Origin of the sequence: Bacillus sp. RCC_6_1 (assembly GCF_041360755.1) — a bacterium.
GTDB lineage: Bacteria > Bacillota > Bacilli > Bacillales > Bacillaceae_G > Bacillus_A > Bacillus_A cereus.
The window spans coordinates 199,035-214,237 of the sequence record NZ_JBFUPV010000007.1 but is presented as its reverse complement, the minus strand read 5'-3'; the positions used below and the strand labels follow the sequence as shown (position 1 = coordinate 214,237).

The window sequence follows — 15,203 nt, the reverse complement described above, 5'->3', positions numbered from 1 at the left end:
TCTTGATTATTTCCATTGGCATCTTTATACGTAACTGTCACATAATAAGGATCTGCATCATTTATTACACCAACTACAGCATTTTCTTCTTTCTTTGTTTGGTGGACGATTTGATCAGATTTTGCAATAAATTGTGCAGCCTCTGCACGGGTAATCGGTCTATTAGGGGACCAGTTTTCTCCATCTTCAGTGCCCTTAGAAATTTCTGTTTGTATTAAAATATTTGCATATTTTTCTCCCCAATGTCCTTTTAAATCCTCAAACGTAGTTACTATATTTCCAGCAACTTTATTTTCTAATTTGTAAGCGTTTGCCACCATTGAAGCCATTGATGCACGATTAATTAAACCTGTTGGAAGGAAGTTACCATTGCCATCTCCTTTAATAACACCTACTTTTTCAATAGCTGCAATGTATGGTGCTGCCCAGTGATTTTGAGCATCTTGGAAAGATGGTTTAGCATTTGGATTAATATCTAGTCCAAGCATAATGGCCATTATTTTAGCAGCTGAACCGCGGTCAATTGTTTCAGCAGGAGAAAAAGTACCGTCGGGTTTTCCGTGTAATGCGCCTTTATCAACTAGGTAATTTACAGAAGGGCTTGCCCAATTTGGGACATCTGGAAACTTATGAGTACTTGCAAATGCACTAGATGAGTAGGATAGTAGACTACCAGCAATAATTCCTGTAGCAATTAATTTGTTTTTCAAAATTTAGCACCTCTAAAAAATTATTACAAGTTAGTAAATATATCATTTATAGTTAAGCTTATAAGTAATACGACTTAGCTTAAAGAACAATCGATTAGGTTGGATTTATCACTACATTACAGATAAATAATCTTTAACTCCATTAAACTATTATTTTGAAAAGAATCCATAGACATACACTTATAGGCAGTGACTATTTGACATATTCACTAAGCATGTGTAACCAGTATAGTTACTTATATAGATGAGTGTCAATGAAATGAATCTTACACTTTTGTAAGGTGACTATATTAATAATATAGTAAGTAATTATTATATAAGGTGAATAATTAATCGCTATAATAAATATAAAAATCGTTAAAAGGGTTTTTAATCCTATGGAATAAAAGGGCTCTCTAGTTTAAATGAAAGAGGGATATTACCACCGTTTACACGTGATTTATTGTGAGATTAGATACTAGTAGTTATTCATAAAACCTTAATATCTATTCCCTTGACACTTGTATGTATAAGTGCATATAATAGGTACTTCAATTGAATATATAGTACTTTACCAAAGAATCCTGAAACATTAGATGTTGAAGTGCTATCTAATGAAATCCCGTATAAAATGTAAGCAGATGAGGAAAAAGTAAATGTTGTATCCTCATCTGCTTACTACCATGTACCATATTCATTTGATTTACAGATTAAAAGTAAACCAGGTATTGAGCAAAACAAAGTTGCAGCATTAACTCTTGGAACAAACATCATTATTTATTGTGAAGATCCAAATGAATGGGGTAAATTCTCTTTTGAAGCTAATGGAGAAAAATATGCCAATATTTTAATTGATTTAAAAATTTCTAATGGTACTGATAACACCTGGCAACCAAGTAGATTCATAACACGCGCTGAAGCCTCTCAACTTACTGCAAAAACAGATATGCTTTTCAAAAAAATAAAGGATGAATTAATAGCAAAAACTAGCACTAAAGATTTAGATGCCAATAATAAAAAGATTGAGTCATCTACAATAGAAAATCGCTCTTTAACTATTGATACAGCTGTTTAAAAACAGAATAATAAAGAGCAAATCCTTTTAAATCAGCATAAAAAGCGCTCAAGGAAAGAATGTAAATGAAATAATAATATCAAAAGATGAAAAAAGGATGAACGTTCTTATTACAGAAATAGATAAAGATCGTACAGAAACAGATACACGCTCATCATAATAATTTTTTAAAGCACCCATTATAAGAAAACTTTCCTTTTTTTATAGGTATTATTTTTAAAGAATTTGTGGATTTCATAGAAAACAAACGGGATTTCAAGTATATTATTATGTATTTTTTATCCATTTCAAAGGTTATTTTGATGATATTTTTGTAAGTGTATGAGAGGAAATATTATCATGTATAGTATGGGGGAAATCGTAAAAAAGAACTATTTCAGTTCCTATCAATCTCTGTAATAATTGTTCAAACTAATCTTAAATATCTATATATTCAGAAGTATTTATGGACTTCCATTGATTATAAGTAATGAAAATTAAGTTGTTATTTTTAGGTTTTAAACTATTATGATGCGCATTAAAAAAAGTGTAAGGAGGAAGGTATATCTACTAAAAATTCGAGATATACCAATTTAAACATGAGTATTAAATTTAATAAAAAAGTAGTAGCATTAACAGTAGGACTAACGGTAGTATCCTCACCAATGGTATCGTTTGCAGAAGAACAACAATCAGTAAATAACCATCAATCTATAAGTGTTCAAGAACAAGTCGGAACAGACCCACTTCAAGTATCAGATGAACAAGCTTTAAAAAGTATTGAGAAGAGTTTTGAGGGAGTAGACGGACGTGGTGAAGGTACTGTTGATAATAAAAAAGTAGATAGTCTTCAAAGTTCAGAAGGTATTTATGAAGAAACGGGTACATTAACGGTCCCTAAAAATCCAAATAGAACAAAGCGTAGTCTTTCTTTTTCAGCACCTAAAATTTCTAGTACTATAAATGGCGTTCCATTCACTGAATGGATTGTTCCAGCAGGAAACGATAATATTCGCCCTCAAAACCATATGATTCCAAAGTATATTACAATTCATGAGACCGATAATAAAAGTGTAGGAGCAGGAGCTAAAAATCACGCCCAATACTTATATAACCAGGCAGTAGGGAAAACAGACCGAGCTGCATCATGGCACTTTACAGTAGATGATAAAGAGATTTATCAACACTTACCATTAAGCGAGAACGGATGGCACGCAGGAGACGGTAATGGCTCAGGTAATAGGGAATCTATTGCAATTGAAATTGCAGTTAACAGGGATGGTAACTACAATAAGGCAGTAGATAATGCTAAGAAACTTGTAGCGTATTTAATGAAAGAAACGGGTGTACCATTAAATAACATCGTAAAACACCAAAGATGGAGTGGTAAAAACTGTCCTGCTATTATGATAAACAGTGGACAATGGGTTCCATTCGTAAATGGTGTTGAAGGGTATTATAATAAATTTAATCAACCAACAGACGATATCACAGGAGGTTGGTATGAACCAGCTATTCGTGATTTGAATAGAAGAGGTATTATGCTAGGAGAAGGAAACGGAATTTTCGCGCCTAATAGAGCAGTAACAAGAGCTGAATTTGCTCAATTAACCTCTAGATCTCTAAACCTACCAGCCGGAGATGCATCATTTAAAGACCTAAATGATGCAAACCCAACTCTACGAGATGGTATTAAACGCACTGCAAGTGCAGGAATCATTAAAGGTAGAGGAGACGGTTATTTTGACCCGAACACACCAATTACAAGAGAAGAAGCAGCGGTCATTGTAAATAAAACATTACAGTATAAAGGAATAAATGGACCATTGGCAAACGTACCATTTGCAGATAAAGATCAAATCATATATAAAGAAGATGTACAAAGACTATACGGCTTAGGTATTGTAAAAGGGATGGGAAATAATTTGTATGCCCCTAAAGGAACAACAACTCGTGGTGAAACAGCATCATTCATATTAAACATGCTTCAATTAGTTGAAACTGGTAGTGTTCAAAAGGGAATTGGAACGGCTGAAATTAATGGCATTGGCGTAAATGTTCGAAGCGGGGCAGGAACTAGCTATTCGGTTGTTAGAAAAGCAAGCAAAGGTGAAAAAGTTAAAGTATACGAAGAAAAGAACGGTTGGCTAAGATTTGGTACAGATGAGTGGGTTTATCATGAACCTAGTTACATCGTCTATAACAAGGAGTAAAATTAAATAGTTAATGCAGTGAGTGATACATCCCATCGCTATCAAGCTAAGAAATACAAATACCTCCAAAACGAGAAAATTGACATCTTCATGTGAAAATGTACAATTTTATTGTTTTGGGTTGTTATAAAATTCTTAAGTTGATGGGCATGTCGTGAGACTCCTAAAAGAATTTGCTATATAAATAGAGTCCTATATTAATAGGACTCTATTCCTCATGGTTAAGCTTTATCACAAATCAACATCTTTCTCATTTAATAACCTCTACTCCCCCCATATATGGACGTAATACTTCTGGGATTATAATTGAGCCGTCTTCTTGTTGATAGTTCTCTAAAATAGCCGCTATTGTGCGACCTACAGCCAATCCAGTACCATTTAGTGTGTGTACAATAGTTTTGCACCTTGTGTACGGCGGAAACGAATGCTTGCACGAAGTGCTTGGAAATCCTTACAGTTTGAGCAAGAAGAAATCCCACGATAAATCTCAGAGCAAGGTAACCACACTTCAATGTCATATGTTTTCGCAGATGGAAATGCTATCTCAACTGTACATAATACAATTATTCGATAAGGTAATTGTAACAATTGCAGTGCTCTTTCAGCATTCGCTGTTAATTTTTCTAGCGCATCGTATGATTCTTCTGGCTTTGTATATTTAACCATTTCAACTTTGCTAAATTGGTGTTGACAAATAAGTCCTCTCGTATCATGTCCTGCACTACCGGCTTCAGAACGGAAGCATGGCGTATGAGCAGTAAAATTAATAGGTAATTCCTCAACATTTAAAATTTCATCGCGATAATAGTTCGCTAACGGTACTTTCGCCGTTGGGATTAAAGAGTAATCTGTGCCTTCTAATGTAAATATATCTTCCTTAAATTTCGGGAATTGTCCTGTTCCTAATAAAAAAACAACTAGAAAAGGCCCATTTTCAATATATCTTAGTTTCTCCAAAGTTTATAACTACAGAAAATGGAAGGACCTTAATCAGATTAACGGATTATAATGAATATGTTTAAAAGCTGGGGTATCCAGTGGAAAGCTTAAAAAATGATAAAGAAAGTTTGATAATAACATCTAAGAAAGCAAAGAAGGATAGAAATGAAGAAATTAAAAGCAGAAAAATAGGCAAATTAAACAAGGAAACTTACATATAAATCTTCCTATTCAAAAGAATGTAGAAATTGAAGAACTAAGACCGAATTATGATTCTATATTAGTAGTAAAAGATTCAATATATAATCAAATCGCGAATGAGTACTTTTTAGGGACATATAAAAGATAATCCGTTAAATAAACAAAAAACCTTGCAAGATTTTTGTAAGGTTTTTTGAATTGGTATATACATTAAAGAGAAAAATTGAATTTCTAATTATATTTAAGACCAAACCCACTGATCATTTTGATAAGCTTGAGTGTTGGTTTCATCTACTTTTTGAATATTATCTATAACGGTTACATCTGCATCGATATTACCACGTCCCAAAGCCAATTCCATATTAATTTTCACTTTGTCGCCTAGTTTAAATTGTTGTCCTTGAGTTAAACGAACTTCGATAATTTCTTTTTGGCCATATTGATTCATATAAGGAACTATTACATAATTAAATTCATTAAATTTATTTCCAATTTCTATAATTTCACCTGTTACATGGCCATTTACTTCACGATTCAAAACAGGGTTACTTTGTGCCTGAGAATCATTAACTTTTTCAATTTCGTCCATTACCGACCACTCATTACTTCTTTCAGCGTTCGCCATATGCACTTTCACTTTTTCATCTGCATTAAATTTTTGTCCTTTTGTCAAATAAACCGTAACATTCTTTTTTTGAACCCCATCTTTCCCAGTATATTGAACTATTACATAATCTAATGATTGAAATTTACCTACTTTTGTAATATATCCTATTTCATATTCGTATGCGAAAACATGTTCTAAATATTCCCCCTGATGCAATGTATCAGTCCCTTGAACTTTTTCAATAGACTGTGCAATCATATAACTCTCAAAATTACGCATCATCGCACCAGTAGCTTTTATATCATCACCAACTTTTACATTAGGATTAAAGTTAGTTGTAGTAATACTAAAACGATTAGTATTATCAATATTCTTATTGGATCCTTTCACTTCAATATAGATAGTATTACCTGAAACTTCCACTACACGTCCTTCTATTGATGAAACATTTGATTCAACAGCTGCACTTGCTTTGGTTACCTCTAACCCTGGTAAATTTGTTCCTGCAAGAGCTGCAATTCCTAATGCACCAGCTAAAATGATTTTTTTCATACTTTATAACATCTCCATTCCGATTGTATTTAAATGCACAGTTAGGTATAATCCGTAAATAACTTTCGTATATCACCTAACATGTAACAATTATAGTTACAATAAGAATGATTATCAACTGCATTTGAAATGCAATTTTGCATAATAATAAATTTTAGTTTCATGATTTATCTTTTTACTAAGATGAAGGTAAAAAAATGTTGATAACTGTAAGTTAAAACAATATGTAAATGTATACTTTTACTATAATCTGAATGAGACATTTAAATGGGGTTAGTTCTGTAAATATATAAAATTTCAGCTTAGAATGTCTTGTTACACCTAATATCTAAAAACGAAAGTTTAGACTTTCTTATCTAAATTGTTTAGAGTTTCATGTCCTTGTACATTTCTACAAGAAAGGAGGGGAGGTTAGCTTTCATCTTTTCAAGTGTTCGTTAAATAAAAATTTAACGAACAGTTGGTTAAACTAACTATGTTATAATATTAAAATAAATTAAATTAATACTTCGGAGGTCTGTATGCTAAAACTAAATAACCAGATACATAAGATCATGATTTCTACGCCCTCTAGATTTGTGGGCGAATATCTTTCTGAGTATACTGCCGTACAATTATCATTTTCAAGTAAAGATTTATTAACTAATACCGAAGAGAATCCTAATTCACGAACATTTCTGGTTGCTACTTTCCGTTATGTTCAAGGTGGTTCTATGATTAGAAAAGACCTATCAATATTCGGTAATTTCTTTTGCACTGTATTATCGCTATTATATGGAAAAGAATTTAAGAATCATGGAATGCTAGAGTCCGATGGAATTCACAGAACACCAAACCTTGAACTATCAGCAAACGAATACTATTTTCAACCACAATACAATTATCGACCAAGAAAGGATATATCAATCCCCTTAGATTTAAGTTATTTTAAATTAGTCGAGCCACTTCTTTTAGAAAAGAACTTATCAGAAGGCTTTTGTCAAATGGTTATAGCTGCTGGGAAATTTTATAATAGAGCCTTAAGCATATATCCAACTGAACCAGAACTAGCCTTTTTAGATTTAATTACCAGCGGAGAAATTATTTCAAACTTTAATGATAAGCAATACACAGATGAGCAGCTTTACGACGAGAATTTACTTAAGAACTTCAAAGAAATTAGTACCCTACAAAAAGGAAATCGAATAGTACGTGATTTAAAGAAAAGGCTTTTTCAGGTAAAAAGAAAATTTTATCATTCATTAATAGACCTATTAGATGATAATTTTTATGAGAATACTGAGGCAATGCAAGAAATAGGAATAATAACTAAAGGTACAATAGAGCAAAGTATAAAGTCTACATACGATTTAAGAAGTTCATATGTACATACTGGGCTTGAATTCAAAGATCGTATTCGGCCGCTAACAAAAATGCAAAATGAAATTTCTTTAGGCGATGTGAAACATTCTAATAAAAATACTGCTAAAGCACTATCTAATACTCTTACATTTACAGGATTGGAAAGAATTATCCGTTATGCCCTTTTAAAACTAATTCACAATAATGGCGTTAAGATTGATGAGAAGTTAGATTAATGTATCTAACTTCTCATCAATCTATTAATTGAACTATAACTGTTCGTTAAAAGTGTATTTAACGAACAGAGAATATGCACTTCTCTTTATCAAATACATAAAAAGCCACTGTATCTCTTTGAAGTGCACCCCAATTGTTAGACACAGCCTAACAATTGGAGGTGCATTTTTTATGGCTAAATTTTCTTCAAAAGAAAAAATCCAAGCGGTGAAACGATATTTAGATGGTACAGAAAGTGGAAAAACAATTGCTAAATCTATAGGAGTTAACCCTAGCGTACTTCGTGAGTAGATTAGACGATATGAGTCTTCAGGTGAAAAAGCCTTTGAAAAGTGCTATACATTCTACCCAGCCCAGTATAAACTAGATGTACTTTATTATATGAATGAACACGGGACATCTATCAGAGAAACAGCGGCACTTTTCAATATACCGTCTTATGAAATACTTCGGAAATGGAAAATAGCTTATGAAACAGGAGGATTGGATGCCCTACAATCAAAGAAAAAGGGGCGTCCAACCATGAAAGATAAAAAAATAAAACCAGTAGATGAAGGATCAATCGAAGCCTTACAAGCGGAAAACGAGCGTTTACGTATGGAAAATGCATATTTAAAAAAGTTGAATGCCTTAGTTCAAAACAAAGAAAAATCACCAAACAAGACAAAGCGCAAGTAATCTACGAGTTAAGGCATGAATTTCCTATCAAGGAGTTACTTCAACTCGCAAACATTTCACGTAGTACGTACTATTACTGGATGAAACGTTTTAATCGTCCTGATCCAAATGCGTAGGTAAAAGAACTGATTCAAGCTATTTATAATGAACACGATGGGTGTTATGGTTATCGTCGTATTCGTGATGAACTTATGAATCGTGGACACAAAGTAAATCATAAAAAAGTGTATCGCCTTATGAAAGAATTAGGGTTAAAATGTCTGGTTCGCATGAAAAAATATCGCTCTTACAAAGGGACAGTTGGGAAAATTGCGCCAAATATTTTAAATCGCAACTTCCAAGCTGAAAAACCAAATGAAAAGTGGGTTACAGATATTACGGAGTTTAAGTTATTTGGGGAGAAGTTATACCTATCACCAATGTTGGATTTATTTAATGGTGAAATTATCACGTATACAATTGGTTCAAGACCGACCTATTCCCTTGTTTCAACGATGTTGGACCAAGCCTTTTATTGTGTAACCGATCCGGATAAACACCTCATTCACTCTGATCAAGGTTGGCACTATCAAATGAAACAATACCGTCATTCTCTTAAGAATTGTGGCATAACTCAAAGTATGTCTCGCAAAGGAAACTGTTATGACAATGCCGTTATTGAAAATTTCTTCGGTATCATGAATCGGAATTTCTGTATCGAAAAGAATTTGAAAGTATAACACATTTCAAACAAGAATTAGCAAAGTATATAGAATACTATAATCATAAAAGAATTAAGGCAAAATTAAAGGGTATGAGCCCAGTACAATACCGGGCTCATACCCTAGAGGCTGCCTAATGAAACGACCTGTCTAACTTTCGGGGGTCACTTCACTTTTATAAAATACAATGGATTTTATAAAAGTGATAGATTAACATATTAAATTCTTATCCCTTAGAGAGATAATTCATGTCATGTATCAATTTCATCACTTTCTTCTAATTGACGTTGTTCTAAACGCTCAATTGTAGCTCGAAGTTTAGTATCATCAATATTCGTATAAAGAGATGTAGTTTCCATCGAATTATTCCCCATTTTATTTTCCAACAGAACCAAATCTTTATTTTCATTATAATGATAAGTTGCGTATGTATGACGCAACTTATGAGGGCTCTTTTTTTCATCAAATGCTCTAGTATATTTCTCTGTGAGTTTTTGTATAACCTTTTAGCTTGATAGCGATGTGACTCTACCTCGTTGTACACAATGAAAGTATTTCTTCCATAAGAATCTAAGGCACTAAAACAAATAAAAGTTTTTTCATTTATTTACAAAAAATTCAGTTAATGGTTTTTCATTCTTTTTAATGTATATATCTATTAAATTCAGTTGTTTATATGCATTTATAATAGTTTTATTTGCATATTTATTAATTTTTAGACTATTAAAACTTTATTTTCTTTTCAATTAAATCATTTGCCTCTTCTGTATAAGGAATATATACTTTGAGGTGTAAGGATTAATACCTTATAAAAAATTTAAAGGAGGTTTTTTTATGAAAAAAATGAAAAAGTTAGTGAACATTGCTTTAGCCGGAACTATCGGTTTAGGAGGTTTGGGGGCGTTTGCGCCAACAGATGCAAGTGCAGCTGAGGTCTCTCCTGCTAAAACTAATATTCCTACTAATCTATCTACTGAATTACCTACTAATTTTGTAGAGTCTAAGTTACCAAATGCAGCAAAAGCTAGTGCGAATTTAGATGTAAGTATAGATGTATTAGGTATCGCTAATTTGATTAGGAATGCTATTAATAGTCAAACTAATCGTTCAGGATTTGTAAAAGGTGTAATGGAATCAACATTTTATTCTGCAGGTCAACGTTATAATGTTATGGTTTTTAACTTAAACCAAAACTATGAGGATCGTTTTAACGGTGTTAAATTCTTTGGAACAACAGTATATGATGGAATCACTTTTGGAATTTGGGTATTTGAGGATGGGGAATTCACGAATAAAGGTGATGGTGGATGGATTAACTGGGCATTTAGAGGTTGGTTCGATCGTGATGGTGGCCATGTTAAATTTTATCGCCCATAAAAATAAACCACAAAATCAGCCAATTTTGCGGTTTATTAAATAAAAAGTATTATCTAAGCCTAGGAGATCATATTCTAAAATCAACTCCTAGTAAAAACAGTATAGTTGATATTTGTTAAAAAGAAAAGCACTCTCGGGAGTGTTTTTCTTTTTTTATTTAAAAATTAAGATTTTTAGGAATGGAAACAACAAACCCTTTATCTTCTTTATTGACGTAATAAGCTGTAAATAAACAATAAGATTGTTAGTATTTTTTATCACTTTAGTTAAGGAGGCTCCTTCCTCAAGGAGCGTGAAGCGTTCAATTGTATATAAACCCATTTATGGTCAATTAATATTAGAGCATATAAAAAGACACTATGTATAATATAGTGTCTTTTTATAAGTTGACTTATTCTGAAAGAAAATGTAGTGATTAATAATAATTTGTTGGATACTTCTTGGTTAATTATATGATAACACTATCATATAAAAATGTAAATGTATTTATGTATATATATAATTTTATCATATATTAGATGCGTTTGAATTTCATTTCATTTCCAAAAATTCCAGTTTCTTTGTTTTTATGAAAGTTATTTTGAACGTAAGGAATTTGTAAGGAAGAGGTAAGAAAAAAGAGATTTTCATTGTGTATGATTAAAATGTATAGAAGAGTGAGAGGAGGAACAAATACTGTAAATTTATATGAAAAAATAAATCAATTAATAAGACTTGTATGGAAGAAAAGAGACATTACAAAGATTAACATACATGTAAAAAAGGATAGGCCATTTTCAGGTCAGAAATTTGTTTGTGAAATAATGGGCATAAGAATGATTACAAATTCAATAGCGCTCTTTTGTCTTTGGGTAAGATGTAAGCTGTGTGATTAGTTAAAAAACAGCAAAAAACATCTATACGATATAAATAGGGGAGAGGAATATTTTGATGAAAAAGCACCGTCAAATTACATTTACAGGTTTAGCCCTTTTAATAACTGGAGGTTCCCTGCTATATACAACTCCAACCTCAATTGTAAAAGCAGAGTCCATTCAAAATGTATCTAATTCGTTACAAAAAAACAGTCAAAGGAATCGTAATTCTGTCAAAGAGGCAATGCGGGATACATTGCAACTTGGATATCCAGGGATACTTGTTAAAACTTTTGAGGGTGGAAAAACATGGAGTCATGCAGCTGGGGTAGCAGATCTAAATACTAAGAAACCAATGAAAACAGATTTTCGTTTTCGAATTGGCAGCGTGACAAAAACGTTCACTGCAACAGTTGTACTTCAATTAGCAGGAGAAAGCCGCTTGAATTTAGACGATTCTATTGAAAAATGGTTACCTGGTGTCATTCAAGGAAATGGATATGATGATAAACAGATTACTATCCGGCAATTATTGAATCACACAAGTGGTATCGCTAATTACACAAGGTCAAAGGATTTTAATATGATGGATACAAAAAGATCCTATACTCCTGAAGAATTAGTAAAGATGGGAATATCCATGCCTCCAGATTTTGCTCCAGGAAAGAGCTGGTCGTATTCAAATACAGGATACGTATTACTAGGGATCCTAATTGAAAAAATAACTGGGAGCAGTTATGCGGAAGAGATTGAAAAACGTATTATTGAACCACTTGAATTATCGAATACATTCTTACCTGGGAATTCAAGTGTGATTCCAGGAACCAAGCATGCCCGTGGATATATCCAATTAGACAGAGCAAGTGAGCCAAAAGATGTTACTTATTATAACCCAAGTATGGGGAGCTCTGCCGGTGATATGATTTCAACAGCTGATGATTTAAACAAATTCTTTTCTTACTTACTTGGGGGGAAATTACTAAAAGAACAGCAACTAAAGCAAATGCTTACAACAGTCCCTACAGGAGTAGATGAACTTGGTGATTCCGGGCTTGGAATTTTTAAAATGAAGCTTTCAAACGGTGAATCGATATGGGGGCATGGAGGAACCATTCCTGGCTTTTTAACTTTTGCTGGGGGCACACTTGGAGGCAAGCATACATTGGCCGTCAATTTAAACAGTATTAAAGCTGATAGTCCTGATCCTTTTAAAAATATTTTACTTGCTGAATTTAGCAAGTAGGTCAAAGGGGAGAATGGATAAAATTTATCATATTTTCATAGTGGAACAAACAAATGATGAAAACGGTCACTTATCTAAGGAGGTAATTCCGTGATGAAAAATAAGCTAACTGGTGTGTTAGCCACTGCATTAGCGGTAACTATGATTCTACCAACAGGAGCGAAAGCATTTTCTGAAAGTGAGACTACAATTGTAGCTGGTGAAGAATTAGCTAGTCAGGAACTGAAGAAGATTGCAGCAGAAAAGGCGGAGCTACTTACAAAGTCCCATGGAGCGAATAGCGTGCAGTATGCGCTAATTGATAATGGAAAACTTATTTTGTCGGGTCAGACTGGCAAGAACGATATGGAAGGGAGACAGCAGCTAACCAAAGATACTCTATATGGGATTGGTTCAGTCAGTAAAATGTATGCAACAGCGGCTGTAATGAAATTGGTCGACGAAGGAAAAGTTGATTTGGATGCTCCCGTTGCCCGTTATATTCCTGATTTTAAGATGAAAGACAGTCGGTACAAGCGCATTACACCGCGAATGTTATTGAATCACTCCTCTGGCTTGCAAGGTTCTACGTTAGGTAATGCATTTTTATTTAACGATAATGATACCTATGCCCATGATGCCTTGTTGCAGCAATTATCCAATCAGAACTTGAAGGCGGACCCTGGTGCTTTCTCGGTATACTGTAACGATGGTTTTACGCTGGCCGAAATTTTGGTGGAAAGAGTTAGTGGTATGAGTTTTACTGAATTTTTACATCAAAGCTTTACAGGGCCTTTAAAGATGAATCATACGAAAACGCCGCGGGACAAATGGAGGGATGAAAATCGGGCTGGACTATATTTTCCGGCGTACCAAGGACAACTTCCAAGTGAATCGGTGAATGTAATTGGTACGGGAGGCATATCTTCTACGGCAGAAGATATGGTGCAATTCTCACAATTATTTATGGGGCAGGGAAAAGGGATCCTCTCTGATAAGGTGGTCAAGGAAATGGAGCAAGAGGAATATAAAAAAGGAATGTGGCCGGGGACTGGAGATAATATTTTTAACTATGGTCTTGGCTGGGATAGTGTGAACCTATACCCATTCAGTGAATATGGGATTAAAGCTTTGGCCAAGGGCGGTGATACGGCATTGCAACATGCTATATTAGTCGTGCTACCAGAACAGAAAATAGCAGCGGCTGTATTGTCATCTGGTGGACGGAGCTCTATAAATCAACTAATGGCAACTGAATTGTTACTCGCCAGACTTAAAGAAAAAGGTATTATTAAGGACATCAAGCCAAACAAATCCTTTGGCAAGCCGGTCAAAGTCAAAATGCCTCAGGGCGTAGCAAAGAAAGCAGGATTTTATGGCAATAGCGAAACCCATTTTAAAATTGAAATTACGAACAACGGAGAACTGTTCTTACCATCTAATCGAGAAGAAAAATATGTATATACTGCTGATGGAAGTTTTATTAATGAGGAGGGTACCTCCAAGCTCAACTTCGTAACCGAGAAGAATGGAAGAACTTATTTGAAGGAGAGCGCATATAAATCGCATCCAGGTTTAGGGCAAAGTGTGATGACCCACTATTTAGCTGAGAAACTAGAAGACAACGTGCTATCGAAGAAAACCGCTGCTGCATGGGCAAAGAGGGAAGGTGTCAAGTTCTATCTTGTAAACGAGAAATTTAGTTCTATTCAATATCTCGTTCAACCAAAACTTCTTACTACACAAATTAATCGCAAGAAAGGCCCAGCAGGCTATTGGGATGGTAGAAAAATTACAGGTCCGAATACCGCAACGCATCAACTCCAAATTCCCGTGATGAATGGCCGTGATACGACGGAAACGAACTTCTATACAGAAGGTGAAAATGAATATATGGAGATGGCTGGGTTATTATACGTAAGTGAATCTAATGTAAAACCGATTGATATAGGCCAATCATCCAAAGTTACGTTGGGAGAAAATGGGCATGCGAAATGGTTTACAATCCCGCAAGCGGCAACAGAGAAAATGATTACCGTGACGTTGCCGTCAAAAGGTTCGTTTGCGGTGTATGATGAGAAGGGAGTTTGCGTCAACTTTACCATCGTGAGTGGCAATAACATGGTGAAACTGCCGAAGAACGGAACAATCGTATTCGCTGGGGCACCGAAATCGGAATTTGCAATCTCGGTGAACTAGCTACAATTTAAGATGATCTTAAACAAAACCAGTACGGCACAGAAAAGATGTATTACTGGTTTTGTTTGTATTTACGCATTCTCTACGAAAAAACTTGAATAATATCACGCTCAAGCACTATAAAACATCTATAATACATTATAAAATTGTATAAAGAAAAGGCACCAAAGGTGCCTTCTTGCGATTTGAACCTTCTTAATATAGAATTGGGTGCCAATCCAATTATTATTTTACTGCATTAAGTAGTTTCAGTTATTGAGAAATTATAAAAGCCCTCTTTCAAGTGCCTTTTTTAAAAACCAAGATACCCAAATCAAATCAGCTGGTGGGACCCCGTAA

At 34.0% G+C, this 15,203-nt stretch carries 6 protein-coding genes and 6 pseudogenes; 8 read left to right on the top strand and 4 right to left on the bottom strand.

Features of this window, described 5'->3' with window-relative positions; genetic code table 11:
- Positions 1-710: S-layer homology domain-containing protein (locus tag AB6801_RS20365; RefSeq protein WP_370941152.1), on the bottom strand; the 710-nt coding region annotated here is incomplete at its 3' end.
- A 550-nt stretch (positions 711-1,260) separates the two neighbouring features.
- Here AB6801_RS20365 and AB6801_RS20360 point away from each other — a divergent pair.
- The 3 genes and pseudogenes from AB6801_RS20360 to AB6801_RS20350 all read left to right on the top strand — a co-directional run.
- Positions 1,261-1,527: pseudogene (locus tag AB6801_RS20360) on the top strand (S-layer homology domain-containing protein); the annotation flags it as partial.
- Positions 1,516-1,642 (top strand): annotated as a pseudogene (locus tag AB6801_RS20355) (S-layer homology domain-containing protein); the annotation flags it as partial. The pseudogenes AB6801_RS20360 and AB6801_RS20355, both read left to right, overlap by 12 nt.
- 700 nt (positions 1,643-2,342) lie before the next feature.
- Positions 2,343-3,956, top strand: coding sequence for an S-layer homology domain-containing protein (locus AB6801_RS20350; protein WP_087948221.1), 1,614 nt, complete (start codon positions 2,343-2,345; stop codon positions 3,954-3,956).
- 250 nt (positions 3,957-4,206) lie between these two features.
- Here AB6801_RS20350 and serS read toward each other — a convergent pair.
- Both serS and AB6801_RS20340 read right to left on the bottom strand, forming a co-directional pair.
- Positions 4,207-4,883 (bottom strand): annotated as a pseudogene (serS, locus tag AB6801_RS20345) (serine--tRNA ligase); the annotation flags it as partial.
- 1,051 nt (positions 4,884-5,934) lie between these two features.
- Positions 5,935-6,255: pseudogene (locus AB6801_RS20340) on the bottom strand (hypothetical protein); the annotation flags it as partial.
- 521 nt (positions 6,256-6,776) lie between these two features.
- Here AB6801_RS20340 and AB6801_RS20335 point away from each other — a divergent pair.
- Entirely contained in the window at positions 6,777-7,832 is a 1,056-nt protein-coding gene (locus AB6801_RS20335; RefSeq protein ID WP_087948223.1) for a HEPN domain-containing protein, read from the top strand.
- 172 nt (positions 7,833-8,004) lie between these two features.
- Positions 8,005-9,349, top strand: a pseudogene (locus tag AB6801_RS20330) (IS3 family transposase).
- A gap of 114 nt (positions 9,350-9,463) precedes the next feature.
- Here AB6801_RS20330 and AB6801_RS20325 read toward each other — a convergent pair.
- Positions 9,464-9,712: pseudogene (locus AB6801_RS20325) on the bottom strand (tyrosine-type recombinase/integrase); the annotation flags it as partial.
- Between the two features lie 334 nt (positions 9,713-10,046).
- On the opposite strand from AB6801_RS20325, the gene AB6801_RS20320 reads away from it, so the two are divergent.
- The 3 genes from AB6801_RS20320 to AB6801_RS20310 all read left to right on the top strand — a co-directional run bounded on the left by AB6801_RS20320 (position 10,047) and on the right by AB6801_RS20310 (position 14,864).
- Positions 10,047-10,589, top strand: a complete 543-nt coding sequence (locus tag AB6801_RS20320; protein WP_000738326.1) for a hypothetical protein — start codon at positions 10,047-10,049, stop codon at positions 10,587-10,589.
- A 930-nt stretch (positions 10,590-11,519) separates the two neighbouring features.
- Positions 11,520-12,686, top strand: coding sequence for a serine hydrolase domain-containing protein (locus AB6801_RS20315; protein ID WP_087948225.1), 1,167 nt, complete (start codon positions 11,520-11,522; stop codon positions 12,684-12,686).
- Positions 12,687-12,779: 93 nt separating this feature from the next.
- A complete protein-coding gene (locus tag AB6801_RS20310; protein WP_087948226.1) occupies positions 12,780-14,864 on the top strand; it encodes a serine hydrolase domain-containing protein in 2,085 nt (694 codons plus the stop codon).
- Positions 14,865-15,203 lie beyond the last annotated feature (339 nt).

Coding starts and splice junctions, on each gene's coding strand:
- AB6801_RS20350 (WP_087948221.1), top strand. CDS start 2,343: ATGAGTATTAAATTTAATAAAAAAGTAGTAGCATTAACAGTAGGACTA.
- AB6801_RS20335 (WP_087948223.1), top strand. CDS start 6,777: ATGCTAAAACTAAATAACCAGATACATAAGATCATGATTTCTACGCCC.
- AB6801_RS20320 (WP_000738326.1), top strand. CDS start 10,047: ATGAAAAAAATGAAAAAGTTAGTGAACATTGCTTTAGCCGGAACTATC.
- AB6801_RS20315 (WP_087948225.1), top strand. CDS start 11,520: ATGAAAAAGCACCGTCAAATTACATTTACAGGTTTAGCCCTTTTAATA.
- AB6801_RS20310 (WP_087948226.1), top strand. CDS start 12,780: ATGAAAAATAAGCTAACTGGTGTGTTAGCCACTGCATTAGCGGTAACT.